Genomic DNA, 15390 nt, shown 5'->3' on the forward strand with positions numbered 1-15390 from the left:
ACCCATGCAATACCGCAAACTCGGCAACAGTGGCATGTACGTCAGCGCGATCGCGCTGGGCAATTGGGCAACCCATGGCGAAACCGTGGACCAGGACGTCGCGACGGCGTGCGTACTCAAGGCCCTGGACCTGGGCATCACCACTTTCGACACGGCCGACGCCTATGCCAACACTAAGGCCGAAACCATGCTCGGGGTCGCCCTGAAGGGTGTGCGCCGCGAAGGCATCGAGATCATGACCAAGGCATTCTTCCCCACCGGCACGGGAAAGAACGACCGGGGCCTGTCCCGCAAGCACGTCATGGAGTCCATCAACGGGTCACTGCGCCGGCTCCAGACCGACTACGTAGACGTCTACCAGGCGCACCGTTACGACTACGAGACCCCGCTGGCCGAAACCATGGGTGCCTTCGCCGACATTGTCCGTGCCGGAAAGGCCCACTACATCGGCGTCTCCGAGTGGACCGTGGAGGAAATCCGGGCCGGCGCCGCGCTGGCGTCCGAGCTGGGCATCCAGCTGGTGTCCAGCCAACCTCAGTACAACATGCTGTGGCGGGTCATCGAGGCCGAAGTGGTTCCAGCCTGCGAAGAACTCGGGATCACACAGGTGTGCTGGTCCCCCCTGGCGCAAGGCGTCCTCACGGGAAAGTACGACGGCGGCCGTTCAGTTCCGTCCGCATCGCGCTTCACCTCCGAGGACGGCGCGCTGAAGACAGAGCACAAGTTCATGCAGCCTCAGGTACTGGAACGAGTGGAGAAACTCAAACCGATCGCCGAAGACCTCGGCGTGCCGCTTGCCACGCTGGCCGTCGCCTGGGTCCTGGCCAACCCCAACGTTTCCGCCGCAATCGTGGGCGCGAGCCGACCCGGGCAACTCGACGACACTGTCAAAGCCGCCGACCTTGTCCTGGACCGGGAGACTCTCGACCGGATCGACGGCGCGCTTGGCGACATCGTGGAGCGGGACCCGGCCAAAGTCGAATCCTTCCCGGAACGCGTCTAACGGCGGCCTGCATGGGCAGGACCTGTTCCAGGCGGAACGCCTTGGACTCGAACCGTCGAGGGGCCTCCAAGGTTGTGGTGACTATGTGCATGAGAGCAGTGCGTGGCGCCCTGGTTGCGGGGAGGACCCGCCCGGCCCAACCTCTCCGGCACTACACTGGGATCACCGGGCCGAGGCAAAATGACCGGCTCTCGAGGGAGGTCCGTGATGGCAGGTCCATTGCTCGAGACCAAACTGCACGTCCCCGGACTACGACGCGCGCTCGTGACGCGTCCCAGGCTCAGCGACCGTCTGAACCGGGCCGACGAGCAAACGCTGATCCTCGTCTCAGCGCCCGCTGGCTTCGGGAAAACAACGGTGCTTACCGAATGGTTGGCAGAACCATCCGCCAATGGACGATCGCTCGCGTGGCTCTCGCTCGACCAGCGGGACAGCGATCCCACGCTGTTCTGGACCTACCTTGTGGCTGCGCTGGACACGGCATCGAACGGTCTCGGCGCAGAAGCACTCGCCACGCTCCGATCCCCGCAATCGAGCACTGAAGACTTCCTGACCACCCTGATCAACGAGTTACAGGGTGGTCAGGACAGGTTTACGTTGGTGCTCGACGATTACCACGTCATCGAGAGTCAGGACGTGCAGGAAGGGTTGGTCTTTCTCGTCGAGAACTTGCCCGCGCAGCTTCAATTGGTTATCGCGAGCCGTGCCGATCCGGCTTTGCCGCTCCCGCGACTCAGGGCACGTGGCAGACTCCTCGAGATCCGTGCGGCCGATCTCCGCTTCACCCTGGAGGAAGCTGCCGCCTACTTCAACGGCGTGATGGGACTGAGGCTCACCGAGCAGGATATCGCTGCCCTCGAAGGCCGGGCCGAGGGCTGGATCGCGGCGCTGCAATTGGCGGCGCTCTCGATGCAGGGAAGGGCGGACGTCGCCAGCTTCATCGCGGGATTCGCAGGTGATGACCGCTACATCGTCGATTACCTCGCGGAAGAGGTACTCCAGCGCCAGCCCGACGACGTCCGGAACTTTCTGCTGCAGACCTCCATCCTGAACCGGCTCAACGGTCCGCTCTGCGACGCCGTGACCGGCCAAAACACCGGAAGAGCAATGCTCGAGTCGCTCGATCGGGGGAACCTGTTCGTGGTTCCGCTCGACGACCGCCGCTGGTGGTACCGCTATCACCACCTCTTCGCCGACGTGCTACGGGCGCGACTCATGGACGAGCAGCCGAGCCGCGTTCGCGAACTGCACGAGCGCGCGAGCCTCTGGCACGAACAAGACGGCGACATCCCGGAAGCTGTCCGCCACTCGTTGGCCGCCAAGGACTTCGAGCGGGCCGCGGACCTGATCGAGCTCGCGATTCCTGCAATGCGCAAGGACCGCCAGGAAGCCACACTGAGCCGCTGGCTCCAAGCGCTCCCCGGTGAACTGATACATGCGCGGCCCGGGCTGGGCGTTGCCTACGCCGGGGCGCTCCTCGCAAGCGGAGAGCTCACCGGCGTCGACGCCCGCCTCATGGAGGCAGAGCAGTCGGCAGGTACGACGGCGGAAGGCGGCGACGACGGAAACCTCACCAGCTCGATCGCGATCTACCGTGCAGCGCAGGCGCTCGCAGTCGGGGACACCGCCGGGGCAATGACGCAGGCGACTACCGCGCTCGGCCTTGTCGGGAAGGACGATCATCTTGAGCGCGGAGCGGCATCCGGGTTGTTGGCGCTCGGCCACTGGACGAGGGGCGAACTCGGCGTAGCGTACGGGCTGTGGTCCGATTCCTATTCCAACCTTGACAGGGCCGGACACCACTCGGACATGCTCGGTTGCTCCATCGCCCTGGCCGACATCCGGATTACCCAGGGCCGGCTCCGCGACGCAATGGCCATCTACGAGCGGGGCCTCGAGGTCGCGGGCAGGCACCCCGCGCAAACGCTCCGGGGAACGGCCGACATGCACGTAGGAATGAGCATGCTCCTTCTTGATCGCGGCGAACTTGACGTTGCAAGGCAGCACCTGCTGACCAGCCAGAAGCTCGGCGAGAATGCCGCGTTGCCCCAAAACCCGTACCGCTCGCGGGTCGCGATGGCCCGGGTCCTCCAAGCGGAAGGGGACGTGAGCGGCGCACTTGAGCAACTCGACGAGGCAGAGCGCCTCTACGTCGGCGACTTCTTTCCCGAGGTACGCCCGGTCGCGGCCGTGCGTGCGCGGACGTGGATTTCGCACGGAAGGACGTCCGACGCTCTCCGCTGGGCGCGTGAGCGCGGCATTTCCGCCCAAGATGAGCTCTCCTACCTGCACGAGTTCGAGCACATCACCCTGGCCAGGGCACTCCTCGCCCAGGACAGTATGGAGCCGTCGGAGGAATCCGCCGGACGTGCGGTCGCCCTGCTCGACCGCCTGCTTCGGGCCGCGGAAGAAGATGGCAGGACGGGGACCGTCGTCGAACTTCTGGTTCTTTTGGCCCTTGCACACGAAAAGGAAGCGGACGACGGCGGGGCGCTGGCAGCGCTGCAACGCGCGGTAGCGCTCGCCGAACCAGAGGGCTACGTTTCAGTGTTCTTCGATGAGGGCGAGGCTATGGCCAACTTGCTGGAAGCCCTCGCGAAGCAGGGGAACGCCTCGGACCACGTCGACCGCCTCTTGGAGTCGTTCGGGATCGAAACGCACGAGACCGGGGCCCAAGGTACTCAGGCCCGCAGTACTCGAGACCACAGCACTCCGGCACAGCAACGCTTAATCGAGCCCCTGAGTGAACGCGAGCTGCAAGTGCTTCTGCTTCTTTCCTCGGAGCTGGACGGCCCGGAGATCGCGCGCGAGTTGCTCGTCTCCCTCAACACCTTCCGGACACACACAAAGAACATCTACGCCAAGCTCGGCGCGAACAACCGCCGCTCGGCCGTCCGCCGGGCCGAAGAGCTGGATCTCTTGTCGCGAAAAGATCACCACATCAATCACCAGATGTGGTGATCCCCGCTCACCACATCTCCTTCTACCTTCAAAGCATCAAGGAATTCATCCGCGAAGGCGGCTGAAATCCAGCAAGGCAGAAGGCAGAAGGAGGAGCGATGAACGCGAGATCGGTAGGCCGGGACGACACACAGGTCGAGTACGAAGTCCGCGTCAAAGGCCATCTTGATTCCCGCTGGGCCGCTTGGTTCGAAGGACTGAGCCTCACCAACGAACACGACGGAACCACCGTCATCCGCACCCGGAACGTCGACCAAGCCGCGCTCCACGGTCTGCTGCAAAAGCTTCGGGACTTGGCACTGCCGCTCTTGGCAATCACCCAAACCGGAACCACGCAACCCAGCCACCCGGCGTCGAACACTCGCATCTTCATCCCCAAGAAGGACCACACCATGAAAACCACAACCCATACCCCAACAACTGAGCGTGTCCGGATGGACCCGCTGCGGAAGACCGCGATGGTCGCAGGCATCCTGTACCTGGTCACCTTCGTCAGCTCGATCCCGGCGCTGTTCCTGATTTCCCCCGTCCTGAACGATCCGCACTACATCACGGGCCCAGGCGCCGACTCGACCGTCATCTTCGGCTGCCTCCTCGATCTCGTCAACGCGGTTTCCGCCGTGGGCACCGCCGTAGCACTGTTTCCTGTCGTCAAACGGCAGAACGAGGGCATCGCGCTCGGCTTCGTCACTGCCCGGATGTTTGAAGCCGCGGTCATCGTGATCGGCGTCGTCAGTCTCCTGGCTGTGGTCACTTTGCGCCAGAAGGGCGGAGCGGACCCGGCCTTGGTTCCCGTGGGCGAGGCGCTCGTGGCGGTCCGTGATTGGACGTTCATTCTCGGGCCGAGCTTGGTTCCGGGGGTGAGCGGGCTGCTGCTGGGGTACCTGATGTACCGTTCGGGGCTCGTGCCGCGTGTGATTCCTCTTCTTGGACTGATCGGCGGCCCGCTGCTGCTTTCGTCGACGATCTCAACGATGTTCGGTCTCAACCAGGGGATCTCGGTGTGGTCGGGGCTCGCAACCTTGCCGATCTTCGTTTGGGAGTTGTCGCTGGGCGTGTGGATGGCGGTCAAGGGTTTCCGGCCGTCGCCCATCACCACCGGGCAAGTACGCACCGCCTGAGGGCAATGAGGGTTATGAGGGCTTGGGGCGGGCGCGTACATGCATCCGCTCGCCCTGCTGTCCAAACAGGCTGATGAATTCGACGGGCTTTCCGTCGGCGCTGGCGAACCAGTGCGGTGTGTGGGTGTCGAATTCCGCGGCTTCGCCAGGGCGGAGTTCAAAGTCCTTGTCGCCCAGCACCAAGCGCAGCCGTCCGTTGAGGATGTAAAGCCATTCGTAGCCTTCGTGAACTCGAGGATCGGGCTCGGCTCCACGGGCATCACCGGTGAGCACCATCTTGAAGGCCTGCAAACCGCCCGGCCGGCGCGTGAGAGGAACAGCCGTCATGCCGCCGTGCGTGATGGGCCGCAGGTGAATTCTCGGATCCCCGGTGGGTGGGGCGCCGACCAGATCATCAAGGGGAACGCCGTACAACCTCGCAAGGGGCAGCAGAATTTCGAGGTTTGGCCTGCGTTGGCCGGATTCCAGGCGGGACAGGGTGCTTACCGACACTCCGGATGCAGAGGACACGTCTCCGAGGGTGAGATCCCGCTCCGTACGGAGTGCCCGAAGCCGGGGGCCGACAGCCCCGAGAACATCATCAAGCTCATTTGCCATACCCGCAGTTTGCCACAGCAGCAAAAGATTTTGCCAGTTGCTCTCCTTGCGATGGAAGGTGGTGTAACCGCCCAAAGACACTGGCGGCGGACTTTCAGGACACGACGAAGGGCAAATAATTATGGACACCACACGGTATGACGTTGTGATTATCGGGGGCGGCGCTGCGGGGCTCAGCGCGGCCACGACGCTGAGCCGCGCGCTGCGCTCGGTGCTGGTCATCGATTCCGGAGCACCACGCAACGCACCCGCAGCGGGTGTGCACGGCTATCTTTCGAGGGACGGTATGAGCCCCCGGGACCTCTTGTCCATCGGACGCAGCGAAGTGCTCTCCTACGGAGGAACGGTCATTGACGGCGAAGCCGTTTCGGCACGGCGGACCACCGATGGATTCGAGGTGATGCTCGGAGATACCCGCTGGTTCTCCGGCAGGCGCCTCCTCGTCACCACTGGTTTGACTGACGAACTGCCTCCCATCGACGGGCTCCAGGAGCAATGGGGAAAGGGTGTTGTGCACTGCCCCTACTGCCATGGCTGGGAAATCCGCGGGAAACGGATTGGGGTGCTGGGCACCGGTCCGATGTCCGTCCATCAGGCACTGTTGTTCAGACAGTGGTCCCCTAGTATCACCCTTTTCCTCAATGACACCGTGGAACCCGCCAATGAAGAGTGGGACAAGCTCGGCGCCCGGTCCGTGACAGTCGTCGACGGCGCCGTGGTCTCTGTTGACGCTGTCGACGGTGTCCTCACGGGCCTCACACTCCGCCAGGGATCCTCGTTCGACATACAGGCCTTGGCTGTCAGTGCACGGATGGAGGCCAGGTCCGCGGTTCTGGAATCACTCGGGCTAACTACTCAGGTGCACCCCATGGGGGTGGGCCGGTTTGTCGAGACCGACGCTACGGGTGCGACGGCCGTCCAGGGTGTGTATGCAGCGGGCAATGTCTCCAATTTGATGGCCCAAGTGATCACCGCGGCGGCCGAAGGCGTCATCACCGGCGCGCGGATCAACGCCGATCTCATTGAGGAGGAAACCCGGTGGGCCGTTGAAGGACAGCTCGGCCCCTTCTCGGCCGCCTCGGAATCAGCCGTTTCTACGAACGTGCTGGGTCATGTCGGTCACCGTCGTCGTGCCAGCGGCGTCAGTTCGTGGGCTCCGTAACTGTTGTCCTCCGGGTTGACGGTCACGCCTGGTGCGACGAGCCGGTCGATGCGGTCCAGCACGTCGGGGCTCAGTGTGATGTCCGCGGCGGGCAGGTAGGACTCCAGCTGTTCCATGGTGCGCGGTCCGACGATCGCGGCCGTGACGCCGGGGTGGTTGATGACGAACGCGATGGCCAGCTCGATGAGCGTCAGTCCGGCCTGTTCGGCGAGCTGGGCGAGTTCTTCGACGATGTCGAGCTTTCGCTGGTTGGCCGGGCTGCTCATATCGAAGCGGGCATTCGGACGTGCTGACGGATGTATCGGACTTTGCCTTGACGGACAAGGTGGCTGAGGGCGCCGAGGGTCTCCTCGACGTCGGTGTCCGGGCTGGGCCGGTGGACCTGGTAGAGGTCGATGTAGTCGGTGTTCAGGCGTCGGAGGGAGTCCTCGACCGCCCGCATGATCCAGCGGCGGGAGCCCCCGCGCTGGTTGGGGTCCTCGCTCATGGGCATGAAGAACTTCGTGGCAAGGAACACCTCATCACGCCGCCCGTCCAGTGCCTGCCCGACGATTTCCTCGGATGCGCCGCCGGAATAGACGTCGGCGGTGTCGATGAAGTTGATGCCCGCATCGAGGGCGCGGTGGATGATGCGGGTGGAGTCGGCGGTGTCGTTGTTGCCCCAGGGGCCGAACATCATCGCACCGAGACACAAGGGGCTGACCTGCACGCCGGTGCGGCCGAGGGGACGGTATTCCATGGTGGGTCCTTCTCTCTGTCGTAGGTCTTGGAGTCTTAGGCTTCGGGGATGACCATGGCGAAGCGCTCCGGCCGGGCTTCGTCCGGGTCCGGACCGTTGCGGTTGCCGGTGTCGAGAGCGTCGATGGCGGCGAGCTCGGCGGCACTGAGTTCGAAGTCGAAGACGTCGAAGTTTTCGGCGATGCGCGCCGGGTTCGTCGATTTCGGGATAGCCGAGCGGCCCTGCTGCAGGTGCCAGCGGAGCATGACCTGGGCCGGACTCTTGCCGTAGGCCCGTGCGATGGCGGCGATTGCCGGGTCTTCCATGACGTTCCGCCGCTCCTGGCCCCAGCCGGGGTAGAAGGTGATCCCGCCGATGGGCGACCAGGCCTGGGTGAGGATCCCGTGTTCGGCGTCGGCGGCCCGGACGTCGGGCTGGGTGAAGTAGGGGTGCAGTTCGATCTGGTTCACGGCCGGGACGATGTCGGTCGAGTCGAGCAGTTGCTCCAGGTGGTGCGGCATGAAGTTGCTGACGCCGATCGCCCGCACCCGCCCGTCGGCGAGCAATGTCTCCAGCGCTTTGTATGCGCCAATCGTTTTTTCGAAGCGGTCGGGGGCGGGCTGGTGCAGAATGAGCAGGTCAAGGTAGTCGACGCCGAGCTTGCCTGTCGCTTTGTCCCAGGCATGCTGCGTCTGGTCGTAGCCGTAGTCGCTGACCCAGACCTTGGTCTCGATGAACACCTCCGCCCGATCCAGTCCCGAGCGGCGGATGCCGTCGCCGACTTCCCGCTCGTTGCCGTACGCGGCGGCGGTGTCGATGTGCCGGTAGCCGGCGGCAAGCGCGGCCTCAACGGCCGCCGTCGTCTGTTCGGGGGCGCTTTGGAAGACGCCGAGCCCGATGGCGGGCATTGTGACGCCATTGTTGAGTGTTAGTTCCATGTCCATGCCTTTCACGGTATGCAGATGTGCGGGGATGTGGGAGTGCACGTCAGTACCCCTTGAAGTGCGGGGTTGGTGGATCAGCGCGTGGTCTCGGCCAGGGCCACGGGCCGCGCCGCAGGAAACGTTCTGGTGCGGCGGGCTGCCAGGTCGGCGGGCAGGATGAGGACCGCGGTGACAGCCAGTGCCAGGAGCAGGAGGATGCTGCCCGTGGTGAGTGCGGTACTGACCTGCGCGGCCAGGTGCACGACGGCGGAACCCGCCGCCGGGACCGTGGCTGCCGCGGCGACCGCGATGCCGAGCCCGAGGCAGGTGCCGACCTGGTGAAAGGTGTTCACCAGCCCCGATGCCGCGCCGGCGTCGGACGCGGGGGCTCCGGTGATGCCGAAGGAGGTCAGGGGCGCGAACGCGAGGCCCTGGCCGGCTCCGATGAGGATCATCGGCAGGGCCACCCCGGGCAGATAGCTGGAGTCGATGCCGGCGCGGCTGAGCCAGAACATCCCGGCGAGGGTGAGCAGTATCCCGGCGAGGAGCGGGAGCGAGCCCGGCATCTTTCCAACGAGCCCGGGAATGCTCATCGCGACGGCGAAGTTCACGGCCGTCATGGGCAGGAACCCGAGACCGGCCTGCAGGGGGTCGAAGCCGAGCACTTCCTGCATGAACTGGGTGGTAAAGAAGAAGAACGCGATCATGGCCCCCAGGTAGAGGAAGCGGGCGACGTAGGCACCGGTGCGGCGGCGGCTCCGGAACAGGCGCAGCGGCATGATCGGCTGGGCCGCCGTGCGTTCGATCAGCACGAACACGAGGAGGAGCACGACGCCGGCGCTGGCGGCTGTGAGGGTGACCGGTAAGTTCCAGCCGGCGTCGGCGGTGTTGATGATGCCGAACACGAGAGCTCCGACACCGAGGGTGGCGCTGAGCGCGCCGAATGTGTCGAAGCGGCCTCGGGCCCGGCCTGATTCCGGGATGAACCGGGGAGCGAGTGCGATCATCGCGGCGCCGATCGGCACGTTGACGAAGAACCCTGCCCGCCAGGAGATCCAGTGGGCCAGGGCACCGCCGATGACCAGCCCCAGGCTGGCGCCGATCCCTGCGGTGGCGCCGTACAGAGCCACGGCCCGGGTGCGCTCCCGGCCCTCCGGGAAGCTCGCGGTGAGCAGGGAGAGCGAGGCGGGCGCGATGACCGCAGCCCCGATACCCTGCACGGCACGGCCGGCGATCGCCCACCAGCCCTCCGGTGCGACGCCGATCAGCAGCGAGGCGATCGAGAACACCACAAGCCCGAACACGAAAACCCGCCGGCGGCCGAGGAGGTCTCCTGCCCGGGATCCGAGGAGCAGCAGGCCACCGAAGACCAGCGTGTAAGCATCCTGAACCCAGGAGAGCTCACCGGTACTCAGCCGCAGATCCGCCTGCAGGCTCGGCAAGGCAGTGAAGATGACCGAGTTGTCCAGGAGGATCATGAAGTAGCTGAGGAGGATGATCGCCAGGATCGCTCCCGGGTGGGAGGCTGTTGCCGGTGCAGGTTTCATGCTTTCCATGCAACCGTGATTCCGTGCGGGCCGGGAGTCACGGCCGTTCCGGGTAACGCCAGTGCCTCCCTCGTCCCGTCGACCGCGCGTAGCGTGGTCCCATGACACATAGCGACGACGTGCGGAAGTTCCTGACCTCCCGCCGCGCAAGGATCACCCCCGATGAGGCCGGGCTGCCGGTCTACGGCGGCAACCGACGCGTTTCCGGGCTGCGCCGCGAGGAAGTCGCGATGCTTGCCGGGATGAGCATTGACTACTACATACGCCTCGAGCGCGGAAACCTCTCCGGCGCCTCGGATAGTGTCCTCGAAGCTCTCGGCCGTGCATTGAAGCTCGACGACGCCGAAACGGCCCACCTTTTCGACTTGGCCCGCGCAGCCTCCGCTTCGCCCCGGGTGCGGCGCAGGCACAGCCCGCAGACCGTGCGGCCGAGCGTGCAACGCGTCATCGATGCGATCACTGCCGCACCGGCCTGGGTCCGCAACGACCGCGGGGATGTCCTCGCCGCCAACGAACTGGGCCGTGCACTCTATCTGGACATGATGGCAGAGGTGGCCACCCCGCCGAACAGCGCGCGATTCACCTTCCTGAACCCCAAAGCGCGGGAGTTCTTCGCCGACTGGGAACGCGCAGCGGACGACATCGTTGCTGTCCTGCGCTCCACCGCCGGAAAAAACCCGTACGACAAGGACCTCACGGACCTGATCGGTGAACTCTCCACTCGCAGCGAGGAGTTCCGCACCCGGTGGGCCCGTCACGACGTGAAGTACCACCGCGCCGGCCGCAAACACCTCCACCACCCGATCGTCGGCGACTTGGACCTGAGCTTTGAAGCGCTGGAGCTCCCCGCCGACCCGGGACTGCGCATCAACGTCTATACGGCAGACCCCGGGACACCCTCCGAGGACGCCCTGAAGGTCCTCGCCAGCTGGGCCGCCACCCAGCGCGACACGTCACAAATAGCGGTTCAGGGAAAGAAATGAAGGGCTGCCCCCCACGTTATCGACCTAAGCTGCTGTGAATGATACCGTCGTCGCTGGCTAGACATTTGGGATTTCAGCACGCAATCGCATGGGGATTTATATTCCCCACTATTCACGTGAATTTCGTAATTCGTCTCAGGGGGGACAAATGAAGAAGTCTATTGCAGCGCTTGCACTTGCAGGAACATTGGCACTGGCTGGCACCGCGCCGGCCGTAGCATCCACCACCTACCCGGCGCCGGGCAATGAGTACGGAACCGTTTCCGACGGAACCATAGCTCGCGGCGAATCCATCACTTTCTCCGGCAGCGGCTACATCGCCGGCGAAACAGTCAACATCACGTTCGAGCGGACCGGCGGCAAGAAGGCTTCGGACGGTGGGAGGCCCGCTCCGTCCAACTTCAGCGTTATTGCTGACGGCACCGGCGCTTTCTCCACCTCCATTACCTTCATGGACGGTGGCAACTACATGATCGGCGCCGTCGGCGCCACGTCCGGCAACAGGCGCTGGGCAGCCGTGGTTGTGAATTCCGGCAACGGCGGAGGCAACAATAACGGGGGCGGCAACCATGGCGGCGGCAACGGCAAAGGCAATTCCGGTCTTGCTGCTGTTTCCAGCGTTACCGCCGCGGGCACCGGAAGCGGCCAGGCCAACACCGGTGCCGAGTCCAACCTGGTCCTGTGGTCGCTGGTGGGCGCAGGTGCTTTGGCCGCCAGCGCAGCCTCCACAGCGGTGATTCGCCGCCGCGCCAAGAAGTAACACGTCTTCACAGAGGGCAGGTGCTTCTCGGGGAGACCGGGAAGCACCTGCCCTTTGCCGCTTGTGGATGTAAGGATCGGTTATGCCTCACCGCCTGATGCTCCTCGATACGGCCTCGCTGTACTTTCGCGCCTTCTTCGGAGTGCCCGATTCGATCCTCCGGGCCGATGGCACCCCGGTGAACGCTGTTCGCGGCCTGCTGGATATGATTGCGCGGCTCACCTCCGACTATGGTTCGACGCATCTGGTGGCGTGCTGGGACGAGGACTGGCGTCCGCAGTGGCGGGTGGACCTCATTCCGACGTACAAGTCGCATCGGGTCGCGGAGGCGATACCTGGTGCTCCCGACGTCGAAGTGGTGCCGGATGCGCTGCAGGTGCAGGTTCCCATGATCCGGCGGGTGCTCCGCCTTGCGGGGATCGCCGTCGTCGGGGCTGCCGCGCATGAGGCCGACGACGTCATCGGTAGCTATGCCAGCCACGCGGAGCTTCCTGTCGACGTCGTGACGGGTGATCGCGATCTGTTCCAGGTGGTCGACGACGCCCGCCAGGTGCGGGTCATTTACACGGCGAGGGGCATGAAGAACCTCGAGATCGTGACCGATGCCGTCGTCGTCGGAAAGTATCGTGTGTTGCCCGAGCAGTACGCCGACTTCGCGACGTTGCGCGGCGACCCCTCCGACGGGCTGCCGGGGGTCGCCGGGATCGGCGAAAAGACGGCGGCTTCGTTGCTCGCGGAGTACGGCACGCTCGACGCGTTGCTCGCGGCTGCGATCGATCCAGGCAGCGGGCTGTCGGCGGCCGTGAAGTCGAAACTCGCTGCCTCCGCGGATTATCTGGCGGTTGCGCCCGTTGTTGTGAACGTCGTGCGCGACCTCGCACTGCCCACTCTCGACGAGGCGGGAGCGAGGTTGCGTCCCGTCGTCGGAGATTCACGCATAGAACTCGAGCGTCTCGCTACCGACTGGAACCTTGGCGGCTCGGTGAAGCGGTTGCTCGACGCTCTCGAACTCCGTCAGTGAGGGGATGCAATCCGCGCGACATGATCGGCGCTGCTGACAAGTCAGCGGGCTGGTGAAACCGGGCTGGTGCCTGCAGTGGCTCGCACCTTGAGCGTGAGCGCGGCGAGGGCGAGCATTTCGAGTCCGGTCCATGCGAGCGTCCCGCCCCAAATTTCAGGGGAGAAGCTGAGCGCCCCGTCGTGCAGCGCCACACCGGCGAAGTACGGGGCCCAGAACACGACGGGGGCGAGGCTGATCGCAGTCATGAGCCGTGCGTGGCTGTCCGGCTTGGGTCGCACCACCGTCCACACCACTCCGACGAGGACGGCACCGAGAAGGGCCACCGGCACGAGCCAGGCGTCCCGCAGCGCGACCATGATCTGAAGGGCCACGGAGGGGAGCAGCGCCATGGCCGCGGGCACCGCGGCGTGAAGGCGCCAGCGCAGCGACAGCAAGAGGACGGGCACGAAGAGCACGGCCGTTGAGACGAAGAACGATGCCAAAGAGACCATGATGCTTGACGACGTCGGAACCGTCACCGCGGGCTGCGCCCCGGCAGCGCCGGCGTATGTCTGGATGAGTCCATGGCGCGCGAAGACCGCGAACTCCTGCAGGATGAACGCCGCAACCATGCCGGAGAGCATGGCGCTCACGACGGCGGGCATCAGCCGCGGCCATGACCGCACGGGTGAGTGCCATGCTGCGGAGAACGGCGCGCTGAGGATGAGGAATCCGCCGGTCGCGAGCCCCAGATGGGACGGGCTGAATAGCGCCTTGAGGCCCTGCTCGATGCCGAATACCGAATGCCAGGCGAAGTCGGCCGCTCCGGAGACGAGGAAGAGGACGACCCCGGCAGCTGCGGCCCCATAGCCGGCGGGGATCGCTTCGGTCCACCGCGCGCCGTGGGCGTGCCGGCGCCAGGTCAGGACAGCGATCCAGACGGCGCAGGCCGCGAAGCCCGAGTAGAGGATCGCGTGCCACGGAGTGAAGAACGTCTCGAGGTCGCGGAGGTTGTTGTGCGCCCAGCCGTCAACATAGGTTCCGGTGAGGAGCCAGACGCCGGCCGCGAGGGTGATGATGTCTTCAACGGCAGTGGTGGGGCGGTGGAGTGATACCGGCGGAGTCGCAAAGGCGTGAGCTGCTGTCGCGTCCATAACTCCACAGTAGGTCTCGCCGCCTTCCGCGGCGAGAGGCAATCCCCTTTGGATGGCGGTCCCTGGGCCGCTGCGCCCTTGCGGAGCCTACCTGTTGCCTCATTGCAATACCTCCGGGAAGAGTAATACGTTGCCTGACGTGAAAACCTCTGGATGAGTGGTTTCGTTGCCTCGTTGAAGAGCCTCCGCGATGCCTAGTGGTTCCAGGCGCGGTTGACGGGTCCTGGTTTCTTGGCTAAGGCCAGTGTTTCCAGCTGCCCGGTGAGCGCCAGGATCTGGCGGCAGAGGGCGCCGGGCTTGATGCGTTTGAAGGCGGCGTTCATCTGGATGACCGGGCGTTTGTGCATCCGTTCATGCCGGATCGCGCGTTGGTGGGGTGTGGCGGGGGCGTCGTGTTTCTTGGTGACTTTCGCTCCGTGCCGCTGCTTGGAGAGTAGCTTCTGCTGGGGCAGCAGGTAGTTGGATAAGACACGGTCAAGCTCCCAGATCTCGTTGAGTTTCTCCAGCTCCGCGGTGGTGTCGTAGCGCAGGTAGCCGACCAGTTCCCGGACCCTGGCCCAGTTCTTCTGCTCCACGTGGGCTCCGTCGTTCTTGTTGCCGGGCCTGGATCTGGTGAACGTGATTTGGTGCGCGTGGCAGTAGGCCAGCAGATGCTCGTTGATGAACTCGGAACCGTTGTCTGAATCGATGCCGATGACGGGGAACGGGAACACGGCAGTGACGTGTTCGAGGGCCTCGAAGACCCATTTGGCAGCCTTGTTCCGCACCGACCGGTTCACGGTCCAGCGCGTGGCGATGTCCGTCACCGTCAGGGTGCAGCAGAACTCGCCGAAACTGCTGCCTCCCTCGTGGCCCACCAGGTCGATCTCCACAAACCCCGGGACGGCGTCATCCCATTGGGCCCAGGTACGGACCGGGGTCTGGGATTTGAGCAGCGTGCCCGGCTTGGTACGGGACCGTCCCCGCGGGAAAAGTTTCGCCCGTTCGCCGGCGAGTTTCCGGTCGATGGTCGCTGCGCTCATCCGGATCAGCAATCCGGCCTGTTCATCGGTCAGCTCAAGCTCCCGGTCCCGGCGCAGCAGCGGCACCAGGACAGCCAGCATCGGGGCGAGCAGCCTGCCGGCAGGGGCGCGCAACACAGCCCAGCACTTGATGCGGGCCGGCAGCAGATCAGGCCCGTACAGCGCGGTCCAGCCCGGGCGTGGTCTGACGATCTTCAACACCAGGGCATCCCGCAACTCCGCCCTGGCGTAGTCGCGGTGCCAACCGGTCAGCTCGACCAGTTCGTTCAGGATCCGGGACTTCCCTGCACGATCAGCACCCTTATAGGCGAGGGCCTTCTTCTTCGTCACAGCTTGCCGCTGGGCCATCGTTAGCTCCATGAAAACGGGCATAGCCCCCAACCGCCGCCACACTTGCGAACCACGCCGCTACGCGGAGCTTTTCAAATGAGTTGATCGG

At 64.9% G+C, this 15390-nt stretch carries 12 protein-coding genes and 1 pseudogene; 7 read left to right on the forward strand and 6 right to left on the reverse strand.

The features are described 5' to 3' along the window. Positions 1-4 precede the first annotated feature (4 nt). The 3 genes from AC4CS3_RS10555 to AC4CS3_RS10565 all read left to right on the forward strand — a co-directional run bounded on the left by AC4CS3_RS10555 (position 5) and on the right by AC4CS3_RS10565 (position 5085). Positions 5-1003 (forward strand): aldo/keto reductase family protein, encoded by a 999-nt coding sequence (locus tag AC4CS3_RS10555; protein WP_490783418.1) that lies wholly within the window; start codon positions 5-7, stop codon positions 1001-1003. A gap of 207 nt (positions 1004-1210) precedes the next feature. Continuing rightward, a complete protein-coding gene (locus AC4CS3_RS10560) occupies positions 1211-3964 on the forward strand; it encodes a winged helix-turn-helix domain-containing protein (RefSeq protein ID WP_490783419.1) in 2754 nt (917 codons plus the stop codon). A 98-nt stretch (positions 3965-4062) separates the two neighbouring features. After that, entirely contained in the window at positions 4063-5085 is a 1023-nt protein-coding gene (locus tag AC4CS3_RS10565) for a DUF4386 domain-containing protein (RefSeq protein WP_490783420.1), read from the forward strand. 12 nt (positions 5086-5097) lie between these two features. On the opposite strand, the gene AC4CS3_RS10570 is transcribed toward AC4CS3_RS10565, so the two are convergent. Beyond that, complete coding sequence (locus tag AC4CS3_RS10570; protein ID WP_490783421.1) at positions 5098-5682, reverse strand: helix-turn-helix domain-containing protein; 585 nt, start codon at positions 5680-5682, stop codon at positions 5098-5100. Between the two features lie 121 nt (positions 5683-5803). Between AC4CS3_RS10570 and AC4CS3_RS10575 the strand changes: the two genes are divergently transcribed. Beyond that, positions 5804-6844, forward strand: coding sequence for an NAD(P)/FAD-dependent oxidoreductase (locus tag AC4CS3_RS10575; protein ID WP_490783422.1), 1041 nt, complete (start codon positions 5804-5806; stop codon positions 6842-6844). On the opposite strand, the pseudogene AC4CS3_RS10580 reads toward AC4CS3_RS10575, so the two are convergent. The 3 genes and pseudogenes from AC4CS3_RS10580 to AC4CS3_RS10590 all read right to left on the reverse strand — a co-directional run bounded on the left by AC4CS3_RS10580 (position 6802) and on the right by AC4CS3_RS10590 (position 10032). Then, positions 6802-7583 (reverse strand): annotated as a pseudogene (locus AC4CS3_RS10580) (aldo/keto reductase). The gene AC4CS3_RS10575 and the pseudogene AC4CS3_RS10580 sit on opposite strands and share 43 nt — an antisense overlap. Positions 7584-7618: 35 nt before the next feature. Beyond that, positions 7619-8500, reverse strand: coding sequence for an aldo/keto reductase (locus AC4CS3_RS10585; RefSeq protein WP_490783423.1), 882 nt, complete (start codon positions 8498-8500; stop codon positions 7619-7621). A gap of 80 nt (positions 8501-8580) precedes the next feature. Next, positions 8581-10032, reverse strand: a complete 1452-nt coding sequence (locus tag AC4CS3_RS10590; RefSeq protein ID WP_490783424.1) for an MFS transporter — start codon at positions 10030-10032, stop codon at positions 8581-8583. 101 nt (positions 10033-10133) lie between these two features. Here AC4CS3_RS10590 and AC4CS3_RS10595 point away from each other — a divergent pair, with 101 nt between their 5' ends. The 3 genes from AC4CS3_RS10595 to AC4CS3_RS10605 all read left to right on the forward strand — a co-directional run bounded on the left by AC4CS3_RS10595 (position 10134) and on the right by AC4CS3_RS10605 (position 12796). Next, positions 10134-11015, forward strand: a complete 882-nt coding sequence (locus AC4CS3_RS10595) for a helix-turn-helix transcriptional regulator (RefSeq protein ID WP_490783425.1) — start codon at positions 10134-10136, stop codon at positions 11013-11015. A gap of 148 nt (positions 11016-11163) precedes the next feature. Beyond that, on the forward strand, positions 11164-11775 hold the full coding sequence (locus tag AC4CS3_RS10600) for a hypothetical protein (RefSeq protein ID WP_490783426.1): 612 nt from the start codon (positions 11164-11166) through the stop codon (positions 11773-11775). Positions 11776-11857: 82 nt separating this feature from the next. Beyond that, positions 11858-12796, forward strand: coding sequence for a 5'-3' exonuclease (locus tag AC4CS3_RS10605; RefSeq protein WP_490783427.1), 939 nt, complete (start codon positions 11858-11860; stop codon positions 12794-12796). Between the two features lie 41 nt (positions 12797-12837). Here AC4CS3_RS10605 and AC4CS3_RS10610 read toward each other — a convergent pair whose 3' ends face one another. Next, positions 12838-13929, reverse strand: a complete 1092-nt coding sequence (locus AC4CS3_RS10610; RefSeq protein WP_490783428.1) for a hypothetical protein — start codon at positions 13927-13929, stop codon at positions 12838-12840. A 194-nt stretch (positions 13930-14123) separates the two neighbouring features. After that, positions 14124-15299, reverse strand: a complete 1176-nt coding sequence (locus AC4CS3_RS10615) for a DDE-type integrase/transposase/recombinase (protein ID WP_490783429.1) — start codon at positions 15297-15299, stop codon at positions 14124-14126. Positions 15300-15390: the final 91 nt, after the last annotated feature.

It is taken from the genome of Arthrobacter sp. SE2, from assembly GCF_058244265.1.

Excerpts from the sequence above, each read along its gene's own strand:
- AC4CS3_RS10555 (WP_490783418.1), top strand. The coding sequence starts at position 5 with ATGCAATACCGCAAACTCGGCAACAGTGGCATGTACGTCAGCGCGATC.
- AC4CS3_RS10560 (WP_490783419.1), top strand. The coding sequence starts at position 1,211 with ATGGCAGGTCCATTGCTCGAGACCAAACTGCACGTCCCCGGACTACGA.
- AC4CS3_RS10565 (WP_490783420.1), top strand. The coding sequence starts at position 4,063 with ATGAACGCGAGATCGGTAGGCCGGGACGACACACAGGTCGAGTACGAA.
- AC4CS3_RS10570 (WP_490783421.1), bottom strand. The coding sequence starts at position 5,682 with ATGGCAAATGAGCTTGATGATGTTCTCGGGGCTGTCGGCCCCCGGCTT.
- AC4CS3_RS10575 (WP_490783422.1), top strand. The coding sequence starts at position 5,804 with ATGGACACCACACGGTATGACGTTGTGATTATCGGGGGCGGCGCTGCG.
- AC4CS3_RS10585 (WP_490783423.1), bottom strand. The coding sequence starts at position 8,500 with ATGGAACTAACACTCAACAATGGCGTCACAATGCCCGCCATCGGGCTC.
- AC4CS3_RS10590 (WP_490783424.1), bottom strand. The coding sequence starts at position 10,032 with ATGAAACCTGCACCGGCAACAGCCTCCCACCCGGGAGCGATCCTGGCG.
- AC4CS3_RS10595 (WP_490783425.1), top strand. The coding sequence starts at position 10,134 with ATGACACATAGCGACGACGTGCGGAAGTTCCTGACCTCCCGCCGCGCA.
- AC4CS3_RS10600 (WP_490783426.1), top strand. The coding sequence starts at position 11,164 with ATGAAGAAGTCTATTGCAGCGCTTGCACTTGCAGGAACATTGGCACTG.
- AC4CS3_RS10605 (WP_490783427.1), top strand. The coding sequence starts at position 11,858 with ATGCCTCACCGCCTGATGCTCCTCGATACGGCCTCGCTGTACTTTCGC.
- AC4CS3_RS10610 (WP_490783428.1), bottom strand. The coding sequence starts at position 13,929 with ATGGACGCGACAGCAGCTCACGCCTTTGCGACTCCGCCGGTATCACTC.
- AC4CS3_RS10615 (WP_490783429.1), bottom strand. The coding sequence starts at position 15,299 with ATGGCCCAGCGGCAAGCTGTGACGAAGAAGAAGGCCCTCGCCTATAAG.